Raw genomic sequence first — 18539 nt, forward strand, 5'->3', positions numbered from 1 at the left:
CAAAAAAGAAAGGGAGGTATTAGTGGAGGGTGTAATCGTTATATACTCTCACTAAAGATAAAAAATGATAGATATAGTTAAAATAAGTGAAGACAATAAAAAACAGTGTATGAATACTTTGAAAAGTAGGTCAAAGGAAGTCCAAAAGGATGTAATTATTTCTGTAAAAAAAATACTAGAGGACATAAATGAAAATGGGGATAAAGCATTAATAGAATATACTAATAAGTTTGATAGTAAAAAAATAAATTTAGAAAATATTAGGGTTACTCCAAGAGAAATAAAAAAGGCTTATGAATTAGTTGATGAAAAATTTATAGAGGCTATAAAAATTGCTAAAGAAAATATATTGTTTTATCATGAGAAGCAAAGACAAAGATCATGGATGGTAACAAAGGAAGATGGAATAATTTTAGGTCAGCAAATTAGAGCTTTAGAGACTATAGGCATATACGTTCCAGGAGGAACAGCAGCTTATCCTTCTTCAGTATTAATGAACACCCTTCCAGCTAAAGTAGCAGGAGTAGAAAAAATAGTTATGATAACTCCTCCATCTAAGGATGGGAGTGTAAATCCTAATATTTTAGTAGCTGCTAATATTGCTGGAGTTGATGAAATATATAAAGCAGGAGGAGCACAAGGAATAGGAGCTTTAGCTTATGGAACAAAAATCATACCAAAGGTCGATAAAATAGTAGGTCCAGGTAATATATATGTGGCTATGGCAAAAAGAAGTGTTTATGGCTTTGTGGATATAGATATGATAGCAGGACCTAGTGAAATCTTGATTATAGCAGATGAAAGTTCTGATCCTAAATTTATAGCAGCAGATTTTATGTCTCAAGCTGAGCATGATGTATTGGCATCCTCAATGTTAGTTACTACCTCTGAGAGATTAGCTGAAAAGGTAAAAGACCAATTAAATATACAGATAAAAAATCTTTCAAGGAAAGAAATAATACGGACATCTATTAAAGATTTTGGTGCTATTTTTGTAGTAGATAATTTAGAAGAAGCTATAGAACTTGCTAATGATATATCCCCAGAACATTTAGAGGTTATGACAGAAGACCCCTTCACTATTTTAGGACAAATTAAAAATGCAGGTTCTGTATTCTTAGGTAAATATGCTCCAGAACCATTAGGGGATTATATGGCAGGACCAAATCATGTATTGCCTACTAGCGGAAGTGCAAGATTTTTTTCACCTCTTTCAGTAGATGATTATATTAAGAAATCAAGTTTCACATATTACACCAAAAGGGCGTTGGAAAAAGTAAAGGATGTTACTGTAACCATGGCTGAAACAGAGGGATTAACTGCCCATGCAAATTCCATAAGAGTAAGATTTGATAACAAAAATTTTTAACTTCAAGTTTAGGTTTAATATCAACAAAGATTAATAAGTGGTGGTTATTAAATAAATAGTAGTTTAATGTGTTTCTTATAAAAAATACAATTGGAACAGTTTATAATTATTAAATAAAATTTATACACCATGGAAAAGAGGATAAATTTATGAAAGAAAGTGTAGCTAAGATTTATAGAAAAACTTCAGAAACAGAAGTAAAGGCGGAAATTAATTTATATGGAGAAGGAAAATATGATATAAAAACTGGCATAGGTTTTTTTGATCATATGCTAAATCTTATGGCAAGGCATGGACTTATTGATGTAAAACTAGAGGCAAAAGGTGATTTACAGGTAGATTCTCATCATACCGTGGAAGATGTAGGGATAGTTTTAGGTCAGAGTTTTAGAGAAGCTTTAGGGGATAAAAAAGGTATTAAAAGATATGGAACTAGCTTTGTTCCTATGGATGAAGCCTTAGCCAGTGTGTCTATAGATATAAGTGGAAGACCATATATAGTATGTGATTTTAACTTTACTGTAGACAAATTAGGGGGAATGGATACAGAATTAGTGGAAGAATTTTTAAGAGCATTGGCTTTTAATGCTGAAATAACTCTACATGCTAGGGTACTATATGGTAAAAATAATCATCATATGATAGAGGCGGTTTTTAAAGCTTTAGGTAGAGCTCTTAGGGAAGCTGTAGATAGAGATGAAAAAATAAATGGGGTTATGTCTACTAAAGGTACACTATAGAAATAATAAATATGAATTATATTTAGAAACAATTATTTTTACTATTAAATATTACAAACTTTACAAGGAGTAATGGGGAATATTATAAAGTTAATAGCATTAAAAAAGAAATATAGGGGGGAAATAGATGATTTCAATTGTGGATTATGGTATGGGAAATTTAAAAAGTGTAGAAAATGCACTTAATTTTTTAGGGATAAAGTCTGTAATCACATCAGATAGAGAAGTAATTTTAAATAGTGATGGAGTAATATTACCAGGGGTGGGAGCTTTCCCAGATGCCATTAATAACATTAGAAAAGATGGCATTGATAAAGTTTTAAAGGAAGCAGTAAGAAAGGATAAACCTTTACTTGGAATATGCCTTGGAATGCAGCTTTTATTTGAGGAAAGTGAAGAGGTTAAAAGCTGTAGGGGATTAGGTTTTTTAAAAGGGAAAATAGAAAAAATGAAAGTGAATTTAAAAATACCACATATAGGTTGGAATAGTTTAAGTTTTCGTAAGGATTCTCCAATACTTAAAGGTATAAAGGAGGACAGTTATGTGTATTATGTTCACTCGTATTACGCAAAAATTGAAGAGGAAGGAATATTAAATGCCTATTCTCAATATGAAATAGAGGTACCGGGGATAGTAAGTAAAAATAATATTTATGGGATACAGTTTCATCCTGAAAAAAGTGGGGATATAGGACTTAAAATATTAAGTAATTTCGGGGAGATGATAAAATGATAATTTTACCTGCCATAGATTTAAAAGAGGGTAAATGTGTTAGATTATATCAAGGAGATTTTAAAGCTTCAAAGGTGGTAGCAGAAGACCCTATAGGGGTAGCACTAAAATTTAAAGAGAATGGAGCGGAATATATACATATAGTGGATTTAGACGGAGCCCTTACTGGAGAAATTAAAAATTTATCCATAATTTCTTCCATAATAAAAACAATTAATATACCTGTAGAGCTTGGAGGTGGAATAAGAAATTTAAATACAATAGATATGCTTATAGACGCAGGAATTGAAAGGGTAATATTAGGTACAGCTGCATTAAATAATAGAGGACTTGTTGAAAAGGCTGTGAAAAAATATGATAAAAAAATTGCCATAGGAATAGATGCTAAAAATGAAAAGGTAGCTATAAATGGATGGTTAAATATAAGTAGTACAAACTATATAGATTTTGCTAAGGAAATGGAAAGGATAGGGATTAGAAATATTATATTTACGGACATTAGTAAAGATGGAACTTTAAAGGGGCCTAATTTAAATCAGCTTAAAAAACTAAATAAGAGTGTAAGTTGTAATATTATAGCTTCAGGAGGTATTAAAGATATAGAAGATTTAAAGGTTATAAAGGAAATGGATATTTATGGAGCTATTGTAGGTAAAGCTATATATTCAGGGAATATTGATTTGAATGAAGCTATTAAAATTATAAACAAGGAGAGTTCTAGATGAGCAAATATTGGAGCAATATAACTAAAAATATAGAACCCTATGTATGTGGAGAACAACCTAAAAATAAAAAAATTATAAAGTTAAACACTAATGAAAATCCATACCCTCCCTCACCTAAGGTATTGCAGGCTATAAAAAATGCTGCCAGGGATGATTTAAGATTATATCCAGATCCTAATTGTGATGCCTTAAGAAAAACTATAGCTAATTACTACAATTTAAGTAAGGAAGAAGTCTTTATAGGAAATGGTTCTGATGAGGTTTTAGCCCTTTCATTTTTAACTTTTTTCAATCCAGAAGAAACTGTAGTTTTTTCAGATATTAGTTATAGTTTTTATCCTGTTTATGCAAATTTATATAAATTAGATTATAAGTTAGCAAAAATTAGAGAAGATTTTTCTATAGATATTAATGACTTTAAAAATGCAAGAGGAGGAGCTGTTATAACAAATCCTAATGCACCAACAGGGGTGTATCTTTCCTTAGATTCAATAAAACAAATTTTAGAGGATAATGTAAATAAGGTAGTTATAGTTGATGAAGCTTATATTGATTTTGGAGGAGAGTCTTCAGTAAACCTCATAAAGGATTATCCTAATGTTTTAGTAATACAAACTCTATCCAAATCTCGATCTTTAGCTGGAATGAGAGTAGGATTTGCTTTAGGACAAAGGCATCTTATAGATGGATTAGATAGAATAAAAAACTCTTTTAACTCCTATACAATAGATAGAGTTTCAGCTTTGGCAGCCATAGAGGTCATGAAGGATGAAGAATATTTTAAGGAATGTACATCAAAAATAATAAAAACAAGAAATTGGACTATAAATGAATTGGGGAAAATAGGATTTAAAATAATACCATCTAAAGCTAATTTTATATTTATTACTCATGATACATATGAAGCTAAGGATATTTTTGTAAAGCTCAAGGATGAAAATGTACTTGTTAGATATTTTAACAAAGATAGAATAAGTAATTATTTAAGAGTTAGTATAGGTTCTAAAGAAGAAATGGTGATTTTTATAGATAAAATAAAGGAGATTATAAATAAATTATAGTTACTATATAAATAAAAAATATATATGAAAAGTATATATTAGAACATTATATATTTAGAAAATATAGATACAAAGAATAGGTTTAAAAATATAGTAAGTAAAAATCGGGTAAAAGTATTATTGGAGTATAAAATTATGAAAAAAGAATATATGATTAAAAAATAGAAGGTTTAAAATATGTTAAAAAGGAGGATTATATGTGATTACAAAAAGAATAATACCATGCTTAGATGTAGATATGGGTAGAGTTGTAAAGGGCGTTAATTTTGTTAATCTAAAGGATGTAGGTGATCCTGTAGAAATAGCAGAGTTTTATAACAAAGAAGGAGCAGATGAAATAGTATTTTTAGATATATCAGCTACTCATGAAGGAAGAGCTACAATGATAGATGTAATTAGAAAAACAGCAGAGAAACTATTTATCCCTCTTACTGTAGGAGGGGGAATTAAAAATATAAATGATTTTAGAGATATATTAAGAGCTGGGGCAGATAAAATATCAGTTAATTCATCAGCTATAAGAAATCCTAAACTTATAAAAAAGGCAGCAGAATGTTTTGGATCACAATGTGTTGTAGTGGCTATAGATGGTAAAAAACGAAAAGATAAGGATGGATGGAATGTATTTATAAATGGAGGCAGAATAGATACAGGCCTTGATGCTATAGAGTGGGCAAGAAAGGTTGAGAAATTGGGAGCCGGTGAGATACTACTTACAAGTATGGATGCAGATGGTACAAAAGAAGGCTACGATTTAGAGTTTACAAATGAAGTTTCAAAGGCAGTAAATATTCCTGTAATTGCTTCAGGAGGATGCGGAAAACTGAAACATTTTGGAGAAATTTTTGAAAAAAGTTCAGCAGATGCAGCATTAGCAGCTTCATTATTTCATTTTAAAGAATTAAGCATAAAGGAAGTTAAAAACTATTTAAAAGAAGAAGGCTTTAGTGTAAGACTTTAGTTTCATATATTTAAATTTTAAGATTTTATAGGTGAAATTCATTCTATATAAAGATTATAAATGATTACAAATAGATGTTGTAATTCTCATCTCCATATTTTTAAATAAAGGATGTTAGATTATGTGGTTATAAATTAAAATGGAGGATAAAAATGAATTTACAGAAAATATTAAAGAAAATAGATTTTAAAAAAGGATCAGGTCTTATACCTACTATTATTCAGGATTTTTACTCAGGGGAAGTTTTAATGTTAGCATATATGAATAAAGAGTCTCTAGAAAAAACTATTGAAACTAATACTACTTGGTTTTGGAGCAGATCTAGAGAAGAACTTTGGAATAAGGGAGCAACTTCAGGTCATTTTCAATATGTTAAAAGTATTCATATAGATTGTGATGGAGATACTCTATTAATTAAAGTAGAGCAAATTGGACCGGCATGTCATACTGGGCATAGAAGTTGCTTTTATACAACATTAATATAAATGTATTAATTATAAATAGAAAAAATTACATGTAGGAATTAATGTTATAAAATGGATAAGGGGAAGGATGTGAGTATTTGGTGGTTTGATGTAATTTATAAACATTTGATCACTAAAGGCAAATTATGAATAAAGATAATGTGTTAAATAATTTATTCAATATAATAGAGGACAGAAAGGATAAGCCCATAGAAGGTTCTTATACTGGATATTTATTTGAAAAAGGATTGGATAAAATATTAAAAAAAGTCGGAGAAGAGAGTTCAGAGGTAATTATAGCGGCTAAAAATGAAGACAAAGAGGAACTGATAAAAGAAATATGTGATTTAACCTATCATATAATGGTTTTAATGGCAGAAAAACAAATAAAATTACATGGTATAGAAAAAGAATTAGAAAAAAGAAGAGAAAAAATATGCAATAAAAAAAATGAAAGAAAAACAATAGAGAGATTATAAAAATAGGAAGATTCAATATAATTATTGTAATTTGAAGTATTTTCATTAATAGATTAAAATAAACGTATATTTATAAATTTAAAATAGTTAATAAATGAAAAAAGTATTAATATTTTTATAAGGGGGATAACATGTCTAAGGATATAGATTTGCTAATTCACAAAAGGCACATTAACCACAGGGGATATGTAAAAAAGAAAAATCAAATTCCACAGGCAATAAGTATATGTATAATAAGTTTATTAGTAGGAACTATTTTATGGAAAATGAATCCTGATAATATATTTTATTGGCTTATAGGTATAGCTATTGGTTTTGTATTAAGAAAATCTAGATTTTGCTTATGTGGGGCTTTTAGAGACCCATTTTTGTTTAATAATACAAAACTTTTAAGAGGAGTAATAATTACTATTATAATTAATACTTTAGGCTTTGGAATAATACAGTATTATTATCTTAAAGGAAATATTATGAGTTATGACAATATTCCTGGAAACGTTACTTCCTTTGGATGGCATATAGCTATAGGAGCTTTTATTTTTGGTATAGGCATGGTTATAGCTGGTGGTTGTGCATCAGGAATACTTATGAGAATAGGTGAGGGACATGCTCTTCCATGGATAGTATTTATAGGAATGATAATAGGGAATCTTTTAGGAGCTAAAGACTATTCTTTTTGGTATGATAAAATTATTAAAAACTCAAAAGTTATTTATTTTCCTGAATATATTGATATAAGAATTGCAATAGCAATACAAATAATTATACTTATAATTATATATAAATTCCTTTCTTTTAAAGAAAAGAGAAATTTTGAGGAAAAATAATGGAGGAACAGTTATGGAAGTAAAGGATTTAGATTGTCTATATGAGCCCTGTCCAATACCTTTAGTTAGAGCAAGTCAAGAATTAAAAAAAATGAAAACTGGAGATATTGTAGTTTTACATTCAGATCAAAGTTGTATAGGGGTTATGGCAGAAGAATGGGCAAAACAAAATAACTATGAAATAAAAGTAATTGAAGTGGATAATGGTGAATGGGAAGTTTATATTCAAAAATAATAAAAAGGGGATAAAATATGAAATGCATAAAGGATAGATTAAAAAAGCCCTGGCCTTATTGGATAGGTGGGATACTGCTAGGTATTTTAAATGTAGCTCTTTTAGCAACAACGGGGGTTGCGTGGCATGTCACTAGTGGGTTTTTGCTATGGGGTGCAGCAGTATTAGACTTTTTGGGAGCTGAACCATTGAAGTGGGATTTTTTTAATATATTTAATGTACAATATAAGGAGATATTATTAAATCATAGCTTAGTTATAAATAAATTTACTATTTTAAATATAGCAGTTATTATAGGATCTTTAATAGCAACTTTATTTGCTTCTCAATTTAACATAAAAAAAATCAAAAATAGAAAACAAGTAATTATTGCTTTAATAGGTGGTATAATCATGGGCTATGGAGCTAGGCTTGCTTCTGGATGTAATATTGGTAGCTTTTTAATAGGTATATCATCTTTTTCTTTACATGGTTGGATATATTGGATTTTTATTACTTTAGGAGCCTTTATAGGTACATTAATATTAAAGAAGTTTATATTATAACATAGATAATATAAACTTCTTTAATTTTTATTAGCAGAATCCTCTTTTTCTAGATATTATAAAATCAACAAACATTTTTTCGTATTTGGTAAATACATAATTTTTTCGAAATATTACATAATAATTAAATTTAATATCTATATTTTCTAAATTTATATGCTTAATACTTTCTTTTTTTAACTCTTTTTTCACCGTTAGTTTAGGTAAGAAAGCAAAGCCTTTTCCGGCACATATGGAAGACTTAATAGCTTCTGGAGAGTTAAGATTATATACAATGTTTAGGTCATCTATACTAATTCCTTTTTCAGAAAGAGCTTTTTTTACTAAATATGTGGCATTAGATGTTTTTTCTCGTAAAATTAAGGGTAAATTTTTTAATTCTTCTAAAGTGATACTATCTTTGTTATACCCATTATTTCCCACCAAAATTAATTCATCTGAGGTTATAAGTTTTGCATCTATACTTTTATCCTTAGGCAGATCTTGAATAATTCCAATATTACTAGAGTGATCACATAATTTTTCCATAACCTCGGTAGAATTTAATATTTCCATATCTATGTCCACTTCTTTATTAAACTTTTTAAAAATGTATATGCTGCAAGGTAGTGCATATTCACCCACACTTTTACAAGAGCTTATGATTAATCTAGGTCTAGTCTTTTTTATATTTTTAATATCCCTTTCTATATTGTCTTTCATAGATAGAATAGTATCCGCATAATTGTATATAATTTTACCTTCCTCTGTAGGTTTCACTCCCTTATTACTTCTTATTAATAGATCTGCTCCAATTTCTTTTTCAAGATTTTTAAGTTGCATACTAAGCCCTGGTTGGGTAAGGTGCAGAGCTTCAGCTGCCTTTGATATGCTGTTATATTTTACAGTTATATAAAAAGATTGGAGATATTCAAAATTCATATATGTTCACATCCTTAGAATTAATAATTTTAGATAACTGATATATAAGTAACTGTTATGCAGTATAACACTTACTTATTATAAAATAGGGTGCAATGATATTATAATAAAAATAGGGATTGAGAGAAAATTAACAAACACACTTTATTATTTTCATTATAATCTACATTTGTATAAAAATAAATAGGAAAGAGAGGGGATAAGTATAATCAACATATTTGGAGAAGCAGTAAATTTTTTAAGTACAAATTTATGGAACATTTTTTTGCCTTTTATAATAATAGCAGCTTTATATGTAAATTATAAAAGAAAAAATTTTTTTAATGTAATAAGCAAAAAAGATCCTAGTAAGATAGAGTTTAATAAAGTGAAAAATGCCCTTTCAATTTCATTATCTTCAAAGATTGGTACAGGAGCTGTAATAGGAGTATTGGCTGCCATGTGGAAGACTTCCCAAAATGGTATAGGTGGAGAGGCCGTAGTACTTTGGGTTATTATTGGCATGATTTTACTCATTCCATTAACTTATTCAGAGGTTTTTTTTACTCAAGTAATAAATAAAACTCCAAGGAATTTTATAGAACGATATATTAATAAAAAAGTTGCAGCTGTTTATGCAGTATCTTTAGTTATATTATATTCTTTTGGATTTACAGGTTTTCAAATGACAGGAGTTCAAAGTGTAGTTAAAATTTTTGCTAAACAAAATTTCAACTATAACTTTACGACTAAGGGTAGATTAATTTTTATAGTTATACCAATTATATTTATAGTATCTTCTATAGTTTTAACCAAAAGCTATAAACTTTTTATTAATGTATTAGGTTCTCTTGTTTCTTTATTAATTATTTTATATGCAGGATTCTTTTTAGTATTTTTATTTATAACAAGGAGTTTTATACCAGAGTATTTATCTATAATTTGGAGAGATTTCTTAACCTTTAAGACTGCAGCTACAGGTATTCCTATAGGACTTATTGTGGGATTTCAAAGGATTATCCAAGTAAGTGAAACAGGATTAGGAACCAGTGCTTTAGCTAGTTCAGATATGATGAATTCTCCCAGGAGAGAGGCTATGATTCAGACCATTGCAACTATTATTACTATATGTAATGCAATTATAATAACGTCCTATGTATTTACTTATGGAAGATATAATCTTAACGGGGTAGTTTTATCAGGAGATGGATTAGATAGAATTGCTAGTTATTTAAACAGCGCTTATGGAGTTACGGGTTTTTTAGGACAAAGTATAATAATTATGTTTTTTTTAACCTGTGGTTTTACTACAGTTTTAAGTTCGTATCATTTTATTAATACAATTATTTATTTTAATGAAAATAAGAGGATAGTATTTTATATATGCTTAGTAACAGCTTCGGGGCTATTAAGTGTATCAAATTTTGATATGATTTTTGATGCAGTGGACTTATTGATGTTCATTGTAGCAACAATAAATATAACTGCTCTTTGTATATTTGTATATAAGGATATACAAAATTATAAAATTAAGTGATCAATAAGTTTTATTTATAAATACAGCCATTATAAGGGGCTTAATACCTTGTAGAGTATATTTTAATGGAGGTATAAATTATGAGCAAAAAATATTTAATAATAGGAGGAGTTGCTGGTGGTGCATCTACCGCAGCTAGACTTAGAAGACTTAGTGAAAAAGATCAAATAATAATGTTTGAAAAAGATCCATATGTATCCTTTTCAAATTGTAGCTTACCTTATCATTTGAGTGGAGTTGTAGAGGATTCCAATAGTTTAGTACTTATGACTCCAGAGCAATTTAAAGCTCAATACAATATAGAGGCTAGAGTAAATAATGAAGTTATAACAATTAATAGAGATAAAAAAGAAGTTACAGTTAAAAATACATTAACAGGAGAAGAATATTCTGAAAATTATGATAAATTGATCTTATCACCAGGAGCGACACCAATAGTTCCAAAAATTAAAGGGATTGAAAATGTAAATATATTTACAGTAAGAAATGTAATGGATATAGAAAGATTAAGTGAAAAATTAAAAAATAAAAAAGTTGAAAATATATCTGTTATTGGAGGAGGTTTTATAGGGGTTGAAGTTGCTGAAAATTTAAAAGAAGCAGGAAACAATGTTACTTTAATTGAAGCTATGCCTCATATTATGAAACCCTTTGATTATGATATGGCACAAATTTTACACAAAGAATTTTATGATAATGGTGTGAATTTAATTGTAAAAGATAAGGTTAGTGCTTTTGAAAAAGATACAGTAGTTTTAGAATCTGGAAGAAAAGTACAGGCTGAGGCTGTAGTTATGGCCATAGGTGTAGCTCCAGATACAAGACTTGCAAAGGCATCAGAATTAGAAATTGGAGAAACTGGAGCTATAAAAGTAGATCAAAACTATAGAACTAGCGATAAGGATATATATGCAGTAGGAGATGCTATTGAAGTTTATCATGCCCTAGCTAGAAAAACTACTAAACTACCTTTAGCAGGACCTGCTCAAAAAGAAGCAAGACAGGTGGCAGATCATATTCATGGAAGAGTTGTTAGGAATACAGGCTTTATAGGAAGTTCAGTAATTAAATGTTTTGATTATAATGCGGCAGCCACAGGACTTAATGAAGAAATGATAGAAGCATTGAAATTAGACATAAAATATGAGGTGGCTAAGGTAATACCGGGAGATAAAGTAGGATTAATGCCAGATTGTGAGCCTCTACATTTTAAATTGATTTTCGAAATTCCTACAGGGAAAGTATTAGGAGCACAAGCCATTGGTAAAGGAAACGTGGATAAGAGAATAGATGTAATTGCTACAGCAATTAAATTTGGAGCTACTGTAGATGATCTAAGAGACTTAGAACTATGCTATGCACCACCTTTTGGAACTGCTAAAGATGTAGTGAATTTTGCAGGCTATGTAGCATGTAATTTATTACAGGATGAATTTAGACAAGTTAGAGAAAAAGATATAAGAAATATCGTAAGAGAAAAAGCTTTAATCATAGATGTAAGAGAAAAACATGAATATGAATTAAGTCATATTATTGATGCAAAAAATATACCTCTTAGTGAGTTAAGAGATAGAATAAATGAAATACCTAAAGATGAGCCTGTGTATTTACACTGTAGAAGTGCTCAAAGAAGTTATAATGCATTAAAGGCTCTTAAAAATTTAGGTTATGAAAATATTTATAACGTTTCTGGTGGATTTTTAGGAATTTCTTTTTATGAATACTTTGATGACATAACTACTGAAAGAGAAAAAATTCTTACAGATTATAACTTTTTATAAAATTAGAAATTGAGTAATTTAGCTTATTTAAATAACTATAAGGATTCTATGGTTCAAAGGGATCTTTTATTTCAATTGAACCATAGCAATTCTTAACTAGCCTATTAGTTATAACAATGGATTAAATTAACATGGATGGAGGGAATGATTTTATGAATAAAAAACAGATATTCTCAGGATTTATAATTTCAATATTAATGATCATATTTGCTATAGTACAGTCCAATAGAAATTATAAGCTAGGATTGTTTTTAATAAGTGGCCTTGCCATAGGTTATTTAATGCAAAGATCAAGATTTGGTTTTGCAGGAGGTATAAGAAAACTATATGTTACAGGAGAATCAAGTCTTACTAAAGCACTACTTTTTCTTTTTTCTATTTCATTAATAGTTACAGCGGCTATTCATTATGGAGCCCATGTTAGTGGAGCTGAAGTAGCTTATAGAGCTTCAGAGGGAGTTAAAATAATACCTGGAACTCAAAGTGTATATCCTGTAAATTTAGCTACAGTATTTGGGGGAATACTTTTTGGAATTGGTATGATGCTAGGTGGAGGATGTGCTTCAGGTACTTTAACAGATGCCGGTGAAGGGGAAGCTAGAGCTCTTATAGTATTATTATTCTTTATAACAGGTTCTCTATGGGGAGCACATGATATGCCATGGTGGAAAAGTACTCCTGTTTATACTTGGAATAAGAGTGTTTATTTGCCAGATGTTTTTGGATATATGGGAGCTATTTTAGTTTCTTTATTAGGATTTTTAGGAATTTATATATTTACTAAGAAATATGAAAATAAGAGAAAAAGAGAAAACACATATATACCTTTAGAATATGATAGCTGGCAACAGGAATTGCCAGAGACTAATGAATATAAATTTTTTAGTAAGGAAACTTATCATAAATTTTTTGTGAAAAGATGGTCTTTTTATACAGGAGCAGTTTTACTAATGATAATGTTTGAAGTAATATTGTTAACTACAGCCAAAAATTGGGGAGTTACTTCTACATTTGTAGAGTGGGGAGCTTGGCTTTACCAATCTTTAGGAATAGTAGATGTTTCTAATTGGCCATATTTTGCAGATAAGATGAAAACTATAAATGCTGGTTTTATTAATGATCCAGGTTCTATGAGAAACTTAGGAATAATAATAGGAGCTTTAATATCTCCGCTTTTAGCAGGACATTTTTCTTTTAAGAGAGGTTTTAAATTAAGAGATATAATTTTTTATGCCTTAGGAGGTATATTTATGGGATATGGAGCAAGATTAGCTTCAGGTTGTAATATTGGAGCTTTATATGCTGCTATATCTAGTATGTCTTTATCTGGTTGGGTATTCTTACCTTCATTAACTTTAGGAGGTATAATAGGAGTTAATTTAATTAAAAAATTCAATATTAATTCATAATGAAATTCAAAATATATAAAAATTCTAAAACAAATTCATACTCATTAGTATTCTCTTGATAATATGAATATTATAAAAGAAATCACTAAAAATCGACTATAAACTAAGTTGGTTTTTAGTGATTTTAATTTTAGAAAATAAAATTGTTTTATACTTTAAATGTTCATATTAATTTGTAATTTACAGTTATATTAATTTATTTTAGTAATGGTTATAGAAGCAGAATAAGTATTTTCTGAAATCCTTATAAAATCCTTATAATTGTAGTTTAGAGTAAATATTGAACAGAAGGAGAGGATGATTAATATGGAAAAATATATTTTACAAACAAAAGATATTTGTAAAGTTTTTAAAGGTCAGCATGCAGTAAACAATATTTCAATTACAGTGAGAGAGAATTCTGTGTACGGATTATTAGGGCCTAATGGGGCAGGAAAATCTACTATGTTAAAAATGCTAACAGGAATGTTGCGGCCTACATCTGGACAGATTATATTTCATAATCATCATTGGACTAGGAAGGATTTAGTGAGTATTGGTGCTCTTATTGAAGCTCCACCCCTTTATGAAAATTTAACTGCAAGGGAAAATTTAAAAGTTCGTACTACTCTTTTAGGATTAAAAGACTCACGAATTGATGAAGTATTAAAAATTGTTGATTTAACCAATACAGGTAAAAAAACTGCTGGTAAGTTTTCGATGGGTATGAAACAACGTTTAGGAATTGCCATTGCTCTACTTAACAATCCTAAACTATTGATATTAGATGAACCAACAAATGGTCTTGATCCTATTGGTATTCAAGAACTACGTGAATTAATTCGATCATTTCCAAAACAAGGAATAACAGTTATTTTATCCAGCCATATTTTAGCGGAGGTTCAGCTTATTGCAGACCACATTGGAATTATAAGTAATGGGATCTTAGGATATGAAGCAAAAATTAATCCTTCAGAGAATTTAGAAACACTTTTCACAGAAGTGGTAAAAAAGAACAAGAAAAGGAGGACATAAAAATGTTAAATTATATAAAAGCTGAAAAGCTTAAATGTAAAAGAACCTTTGGGAAAAAGAACACTTATATAGCTCCAATTACTGTTTTGCTACTTGCATTTTTATCACCATTGTGGTATCAAGCTTGTGCATTTAATTGGTGGTATCTATTAATTTTGCCGGGATTTATTGCTTTGAGTTGTTACTTTGTACATCAAAAGGAGGAAAAAAAATTAAATTATAGAGCTGTATTTTCTTTACCTATTGATTTAAGAAAGACCTGGATTGCTAAAAATATTATGATTTCTATGAATTTATTTATTGCTTGTATGGTTTTATTAATTGGTATTAATTTAGTTGGAGTATTTTTTAGTGGGGCTCACAATATTCCAGTTTTAAATACTGTAATGGCTACTATTATTATGGTTATAACATCTTTATGGCAGATTCCTTTATGTTTATTCTTATCAAAAAAGCTTGGAGCTTTTGGAGTTATACTAATAAATGTTGGAGCAGGAGTGATTTTTAGTATAAGTATGGTGTCTAAGTCTTTATGGTGGTTATGTCCTTACACATGGACAACTCGATTAATGTGTCCAACACTAGGAATATTACCAAGTGGACTATTTGCAGAACCAGGAGATCCATTATTAAACCCTAATGTTATTCCTATAGGAATTGGTATGTCTATTTTATTATTTATTATCCTTATGTTTATTACAACCAATTGTTTTAAGAATCAGGAGGTAGCTTAAGTATGATCAGTTTATTTAGGTGTATAAAATCGGATTTTTACAAACTAAAACGTACTCCTATTTTATGGCTACATGTTTTTATTCCATTTTTAGGTTCGTTTTTATTTTTACTTTATTATTCTTTTGGTTCTAAAGGGAATATAGATTCAATCTGTGGGTACTTAGAGACAGTGGCAATAGTATTTCCATTATTAATAGGTTTAATGAGTGGCATGGTTATAGAACAAGAGGAGAGAGCAGGAAATTTTCAAATGCTTTTAAGTAGCACAAAGTGCAAGAGTGTTACCTATCTAAGTAAATTGATTTTATTACTTTTATTAGGAATTTTTTCTCTAATAATTGCTATAGGAGTTTTTGCACTTGGTTTTAAAAAGATGGATGCTATGTTTTATGTACAGGAAGCAATTGTTTTATTTGTAGCAAATATTCTTATTTATATTTTACATGTATTAGTAACCCTTAAATTGGGGAGAGGAGCTTCCATAGGCTTGGGAATTGTTGGAACCTTACTTTCAGCACTAATGATTACAGGTTTAGGAGACAGAGTATGGCAGTGGACACCTTGGGCCTTTGGAGTTAGATTTTGTGACTATACTATGTTAAAAATAATAGATCCCTCAAATTATAATATTGTTTCTAGAGAAGTGGGAAGGGGATTTTTTATTATGATACTTGAAGTTTGTATTGCTTTAATAGGTAGTTTTTTATGGTTTAAGTATTGGGAAGGTAGAAAATCTTATGAATAAAGAAAAAGGATAAGATATTAAATTTGAAGAATTATAAATTAAATAAAGACTTAAAAAATACAGCATATATTATTAATAACAGGCTGTATTTTTTTCTCATAGAGTTTATAATTAAAAATGAAAAATATCATAAAGGCAGGAGGATATTATGTCAAAAATACTTGCAATTGATGATGAGGAAGATATTTTAATTCTTATTAAAAATGTTCTTTCCAAAGACAATCATTTAGTAACTACAGTAAAGGAAGCAAAAGATATTCCATTAAATGATTTTGTAAAATTTGATTTGATTTTATTGGATGTAATGATGCCTGATATTGATGGATTTACTTTGTGTAAGGAAATTAGAGGGATGGTAGACTGTCCAATTCTTTTTTTAACGGCAAAAACTATGGAAAGTGACATTATGTTTGGATTAGGAATTGGTGGGGATGATTATATAACAAAACCTTTTGGAGTAGGAGAATTAAAGGCTAGAGTAAATGCTCATCTTCGCAGAGAGCATCGTGAAAAACGACATATTTTTGTAGCTTCAGATATTATATTTAATTTATCCAGTAAGGAAATTAAAATAGGTGATGTAAAGGTTCCATTCACAAAGGGAGAGTATGCTATATGTGAATACCTCGCAAGAAATTCAGGGCAGGTGTTTTCTAAAGAACAGATATATGAAGCGGTTTATGGTTATGATGGAGAAAGCGATAGTTCTGCTATTACAGAGCATATTAAAAATATTAGAGCTAAGTTAAAAGTTTTTGATATGTCACCAATAGAAACTGTTTGGGGAATTGGGTACAAATGGGTATAAATAAAAAACAGGCCACATTAAAAACTGTTTTTCTTAGGTATCTATTAGCATTAGCTCTTGCTTTTTTTGCAGCAATAATAATTGAAATAATTATTGCAAGCTTAGGGATGCAAATGAATTTTTTTAATAGTGCTAATTATAGTGAAGATTTAGCAAGACGAGCAAAGCCTATACTCCAATCTGCAGAAAAGATTACAGAAGATATGATTCCTAATGGATGTAAATTTGCTGTATTTGATAAAGAATTTAAGGTTATTACAACAGATCTTAAAGAGGAAGATTTAAAACAAGCAACTTTATATGCTAAAGGTATTAGTAGAAAAAATGGAGATAAGAAAAGTTATTATTTTATTGAAAGAAAAGATGGATTTTGTGTATTGCAATATTATATTAAAATGAGCTATTCTTCAGAATGGATGAATGAACATTTTCCTAATCCAGAATTTTTATTAATTACAATTCTTATTTTAGGATGTTTAATTGGAGCTTTTATTATTTCTATAGTTTTTGCAAAAAATTTAAAAAATAATTTAATTCCTTTAATGAAGGCTACTGAAAAAATAAAAGAACAGGATTTAGATTTTGAAATTGAAAATTCTCCTATAAAGGAATTTAATGATGTATTATGTTCTATCTCTGATATGAAAGAGGAACTAAAAGAGTCTTTAAAAGAGCAGTGGAATTTAGAGAAGACTAAAAAAGATCAGATATCTTCTTTAGCCCATGATATCAAAACTCCTTTAACTATTATTAAAGGGAATACTGAACTTTTAAAAGACTCTTATCTTAATAATGAACAGAAAGAATATATTGGGTTTATAGAAAAGAATTCAATACAGATTGAAAAGTATATAAAACTGCTTATTGATATGTCAAAAGGGAAATTAGAGTTTTTAGAAAAATTGCAGAAAACTAACACAAAGGAATTTGTCTATGACATTTATAATCAACTAATTGCTCTTGCGGGCCCAAAGGAACTACATATTAATTTCCAACAAAAAGATATACCAGAAAATATAATCATAAATAAAGAAGCTATGCATAGAGCTATAATAAATATAATTTCTAATGCAGTGGACTATTCATCCTGTAATAGTAATTTATATTTTTATGTTGAAGGTAAAAGTGACTCTGTTGAATTTTCAGTTATTGATAGTGGTAAAGGATTTTCTAATGAGGATTTAAAAGCTGCTAAGAAACAATTTTATATGGGAGATTCAAGTAGAACATCAAAAACACATTGGGGTATGGGGCTTTATATTGCAGATTCTATTGTAAAACAACATAATGGAATTTTAACTATTGAAAATTCACATCAAGGAGGAGGAAAGGTAATAATTAAAATACCTTTATTAAATGACTTTTAGGTTTGCTAAAGTTTATTTAGAATAATTACTTTTAAGCAAGAATGGCGTAAAAATAAATATTTTAAAAATAGATCACTAGAAATTAATTAAGATTTTGATTAATT

The 18539-nt window shown here is 28.9% G+C and carries 20 protein-coding genes; 19 read left to right on the forward strand and 1 reads right to left on the reverse strand.

Annotated features, from left to right (window positions below):
• The first annotated feature begins 64 nt into the window (after positions 1 to 64).
• The 11 genes from hisD (at position 65) to ACYUDJ_RS00825 (ending at position 8139) form a co-directional block, all read left to right on the forward strand.
• On the forward strand, positions 65 to 1369 hold the full coding sequence (gene hisD / locus ACYUDJ_RS00775) for a histidinol dehydrogenase (protein ID WP_003486343.1): 1305 nt from the start codon (positions 65 to 67) through the stop codon (positions 1367 to 1369).
• Positions 1370 to 1518: 149 nt separating this feature from the next.
• A complete protein-coding gene (hisB, locus tag ACYUDJ_RS00780; RefSeq protein WP_003486342.1) occupies positions 1519 to 2109 on the forward strand; it encodes an imidazoleglycerol-phosphate dehydratase HisB in 591 nt (196 codons plus the stop codon).
• Between the two features lie 127 nt (positions 2110 to 2236).
• Complete coding sequence (gene hisH / locus ACYUDJ_RS00785; protein ID WP_043031867.1) at positions 2237 to 2842, forward strand: imidazole glycerol phosphate synthase subunit HisH; 606 nt, start codon at positions 2237 to 2239, stop codon at positions 2840 to 2842.
• Positions 2839 to 3567, forward strand: a complete 729-nt coding sequence (gene hisA / locus ACYUDJ_RS00790) for a 1-(5-phosphoribosyl)-5-[(5-phosphoribosylamino)methylideneamino]imidazole-4-carboxamide isomerase (RefSeq protein WP_043031868.1) — start codon at positions 2839 to 2841, stop codon at positions 3565 to 3567. Before hisH ends, hisA begins: the two co-directional genes overlap by 4 nt.
• Positions 3564 to 4628, forward strand: coding sequence for a histidinol-phosphate transaminase (hisC, locus tag ACYUDJ_RS00795; RefSeq protein WP_043031869.1), 1065 nt, complete (start codon positions 3564 to 3566; stop codon positions 4626 to 4628). Before hisA ends, hisC begins: the two co-directional genes overlap by 4 nt.
• A gap of 199 nt (positions 4629 to 4827) precedes the next feature.
• Positions 4828 to 5589: an imidazole glycerol phosphate synthase subunit HisF gene (gene hisF / locus ACYUDJ_RS00800; protein WP_003486334.1), complete on the forward strand. Its 762-nt coding sequence runs from the start codon at positions 4828 to 4830 to the stop codon at positions 5587 to 5589.
• A gap of 152 nt (positions 5590 to 5741) precedes the next feature.
• Positions 5742 to 6074, forward strand: coding sequence for a phosphoribosyl-AMP cyclohydrolase (gene hisI, locus ACYUDJ_RS00805; protein WP_043031870.1), 333 nt, complete (start codon positions 5742 to 5744; stop codon positions 6072 to 6074).
• Between the two features lie 125 nt (positions 6075 to 6199).
• The gene (hisE, locus tag ACYUDJ_RS00810) at positions 6200 to 6532 is read left to right on the forward strand and encodes a phosphoribosyl-ATP diphosphatase (RefSeq protein WP_043031871.1); all 333 of its coding nucleotides are present in this window, start codon (positions 6200 to 6202) and stop codon (positions 6530 to 6532) included.
• 131 nt (positions 6533 to 6663) lie between these two features.
• A complete protein-coding gene (locus tag ACYUDJ_RS00815; protein ID WP_003486329.1) occupies positions 6664 to 7359 on the forward strand; it encodes a YeeE/YedE thiosulfate transporter family protein in 696 nt (231 codons plus the stop codon).
• Positions 7360 to 7372: 13 nt separating this feature from the next.
• Positions 7373 to 7594: a sulfurtransferase TusA family protein gene (locus ACYUDJ_RS00820; RefSeq protein WP_003360814.1), complete on the forward strand. Its 222-nt coding sequence runs from the start codon at positions 7373 to 7375 to the stop codon at positions 7592 to 7594.
• 17 nt (positions 7595 to 7611) lie between these two features.
• Positions 7612 to 8139, forward strand: a complete 528-nt coding sequence (locus ACYUDJ_RS00825; protein ID WP_003486326.1) for a YeeE/YedE thiosulfate transporter family protein — start codon at positions 7612 to 7614, stop codon at positions 8137 to 8139.
• Between the two features lie 30 nt (positions 8140 to 8169).
• Here ACYUDJ_RS00825 and ACYUDJ_RS00830 read toward each other — a convergent pair whose 3' ends face one another.
• Positions 8170 to 9060, reverse strand: coding sequence for a LysR family transcriptional regulator (locus tag ACYUDJ_RS00830; RefSeq protein WP_003486325.1), 891 nt, complete (start codon positions 9058 to 9060; stop codon positions 8170 to 8172).
• A 265-nt stretch (positions 9061 to 9325) separates the two neighbouring features.
• Here ACYUDJ_RS00830 and ACYUDJ_RS00835 point away from each other — a divergent pair, with 265 nt between their 5' ends.
• The 8 genes from ACYUDJ_RS00835 to ACYUDJ_RS00870 all read left to right on the forward strand — a co-directional run bounded on the left by ACYUDJ_RS00835 (position 9326) and on the right by ACYUDJ_RS00870 (position 18435).
• The gene (locus tag ACYUDJ_RS00835) at positions 9326 to 10576 is read left to right on the forward strand and encodes an alanine:cation symporter family protein (protein ID WP_003486323.1); all 1251 of its coding nucleotides are present in this window, start codon (positions 9326 to 9328) and stop codon (positions 10574 to 10576) included.
• Positions 10577 to 10656: 80 nt separating this feature from the next.
• The gene (locus ACYUDJ_RS00840; RefSeq protein WP_043031872.1) at positions 10657 to 12357 is read left to right on the forward strand and encodes an FAD-dependent oxidoreductase; all 1701 of its coding nucleotides are present in this window, start codon (positions 10657 to 10659) and stop codon (positions 12355 to 12357) included.
• Positions 12358 to 12509: 152 nt separating this feature from the next.
• Positions 12510 to 13766 carry a YeeE/YedE family protein gene (locus tag ACYUDJ_RS00845; protein WP_043031873.1) on the forward strand — a complete coding sequence of 419 codons (1257 nt, stop codon included), beginning with the start codon at positions 12510 to 12512 and terminating at the stop codon, positions 13764 to 13766.
• Positions 13767 to 14072: 306 nt separating this feature from the next.
• A complete protein-coding gene (locus ACYUDJ_RS00850; RefSeq protein WP_043031874.1) occupies positions 14073 to 14780 on the forward strand; it encodes a lantibiotic protection ABC transporter ATP-binding protein in 708 nt (235 codons plus the stop codon).
• 2 nt (positions 14781 to 14782) lie between these two features.
• Positions 14783 to 15514 carry a lantibiotic immunity ABC transporter MutE/EpiE family permease subunit gene (locus ACYUDJ_RS00855; RefSeq protein WP_003486315.1) on the forward strand — a complete coding sequence of 244 codons (732 nt, stop codon included), beginning with the start codon at positions 14783 to 14785 and terminating at the stop codon, positions 15512 to 15514.
• 2 nt (positions 15515 to 15516) lie between these two features.
• Positions 15517 to 16260: a lantibiotic immunity ABC transporter MutG family permease subunit gene (locus tag ACYUDJ_RS00860; RefSeq protein WP_003486313.1), complete on the forward strand. Its 744-nt coding sequence runs from the start codon at positions 15517 to 15519 to the stop codon at positions 16258 to 16260.
• Between the two features lie 148 nt (positions 16261 to 16408).
• Positions 16409 to 17068 (forward strand): response regulator transcription factor, encoded by a 660-nt coding sequence (locus ACYUDJ_RS00865; RefSeq protein WP_003486312.1) that lies wholly within the window; start codon positions 16409 to 16411, stop codon positions 17066 to 17068.
• Positions 17059 to 18435, forward strand: coding sequence for a HAMP domain-containing sensor histidine kinase (locus ACYUDJ_RS00870; RefSeq protein ID WP_043031875.1), 1377 nt, complete (start codon positions 17059 to 17061; stop codon positions 18433 to 18435). The genes ACYUDJ_RS00865 and ACYUDJ_RS00870 overlap by 10 nt, the downstream gene beginning before the upstream one ends.
• The last annotated feature ends 104 nt before the right edge of the window (positions 18436 to 18539 follow it).

It is taken from the genome of Clostridium sp. CTA-6 (assembly GCF_054768115.1).

What these genes read in the sequence shown, in the direction of transcription:
- hisD (WP_003486343.1), top strand. Translation starts at nt 65, where the DNA reads ATGATAGATATAGTTAAAATAAGTGAAGACAATAAAAAACAGTGTATG.
- hisB (WP_003486342.1), top strand. Translation starts at nt 1,519, where the DNA reads ATGAAAGAAAGTGTAGCTAAGATTTATAGAAAAACTTCAGAAACAGAA.
- hisH (WP_043031867.1), top strand. Translation starts at nt 2,237, where the DNA reads ATGATTTCAATTGTGGATTATGGTATGGGAAATTTAAAAAGTGTAGAA.
- hisA (WP_043031868.1), top strand. Translation starts at nt 2,839, where the DNA reads ATGATAATTTTACCTGCCATAGATTTAAAAGAGGGTAAATGTGTTAGA.
- hisC (WP_043031869.1), top strand. Translation starts at nt 3,564, where the DNA reads ATGAGCAAATATTGGAGCAATATAACTAAAAATATAGAACCCTATGTA.
- hisI (WP_043031870.1), top strand. Translation starts at nt 5,742, where the DNA reads ATGAATTTACAGAAAATATTAAAGAAAATAGATTTTAAAAAAGGATCA.
- hisE (WP_043031871.1), top strand. Translation starts at nt 6,200, where the DNA reads ATGAATAAAGATAATGTGTTAAATAATTTATTCAATATAATAGAGGAC.
- ACYUDJ_RS00815 (WP_003486329.1), top strand. Translation starts at nt 6,664, where the DNA reads ATGTCTAAGGATATAGATTTGCTAATTCACAAAAGGCACATTAACCAC.
- ACYUDJ_RS00820 (WP_003360814.1), top strand. Translation starts at nt 7,373, where the DNA reads ATGGAAGTAAAGGATTTAGATTGTCTATATGAGCCCTGTCCAATACCT.
- ACYUDJ_RS00825 (WP_003486326.1), top strand. Translation starts at nt 7,612, where the DNA reads ATGAAATGCATAAAGGATAGATTAAAAAAGCCCTGGCCTTATTGGATA.
- ACYUDJ_RS00830 (WP_003486325.1), bottom strand. Translation starts at nt 9,060, where the DNA reads ATGAATTTTGAATATCTCCAATCTTTTTATATAACTGTAAAATATAAC.
- ACYUDJ_RS00840 (WP_043031872.1), top strand. Translation starts at nt 10,657, where the DNA reads ATGAGCAAAAAATATTTAATAATAGGAGGAGTTGCTGGTGGTGCATCT.
- ACYUDJ_RS00845 (WP_043031873.1), top strand. Translation starts at nt 12,510, where the DNA reads ATGAATAAAAAACAGATATTCTCAGGATTTATAATTTCAATATTAATG.
- ACYUDJ_RS00850 (WP_043031874.1), top strand. Translation starts at nt 14,073, where the DNA reads ATGGAAAAATATATTTTACAAACAAAAGATATTTGTAAAGTTTTTAAA.
- ACYUDJ_RS00855 (WP_003486315.1), top strand. Translation starts at nt 14,783, where the DNA reads ATGTTAAATTATATAAAAGCTGAAAAGCTTAAATGTAAAAGAACCTTT.
- ACYUDJ_RS00860 (WP_003486313.1), top strand. Translation starts at nt 15,517, where the DNA reads ATGATCAGTTTATTTAGGTGTATAAAATCGGATTTTTACAAACTAAAA.
- ACYUDJ_RS00865 (WP_003486312.1), top strand. Translation starts at nt 16,409, where the DNA reads ATGTCAAAAATACTTGCAATTGATGATGAGGAAGATATTTTAATTCTT.
- ACYUDJ_RS00870 (WP_043031875.1), top strand. Translation starts at nt 17,059, where the DNA reads ATGGGTATAAATAAAAAACAGGCCACATTAAAAACTGTTTTTCTTAGG.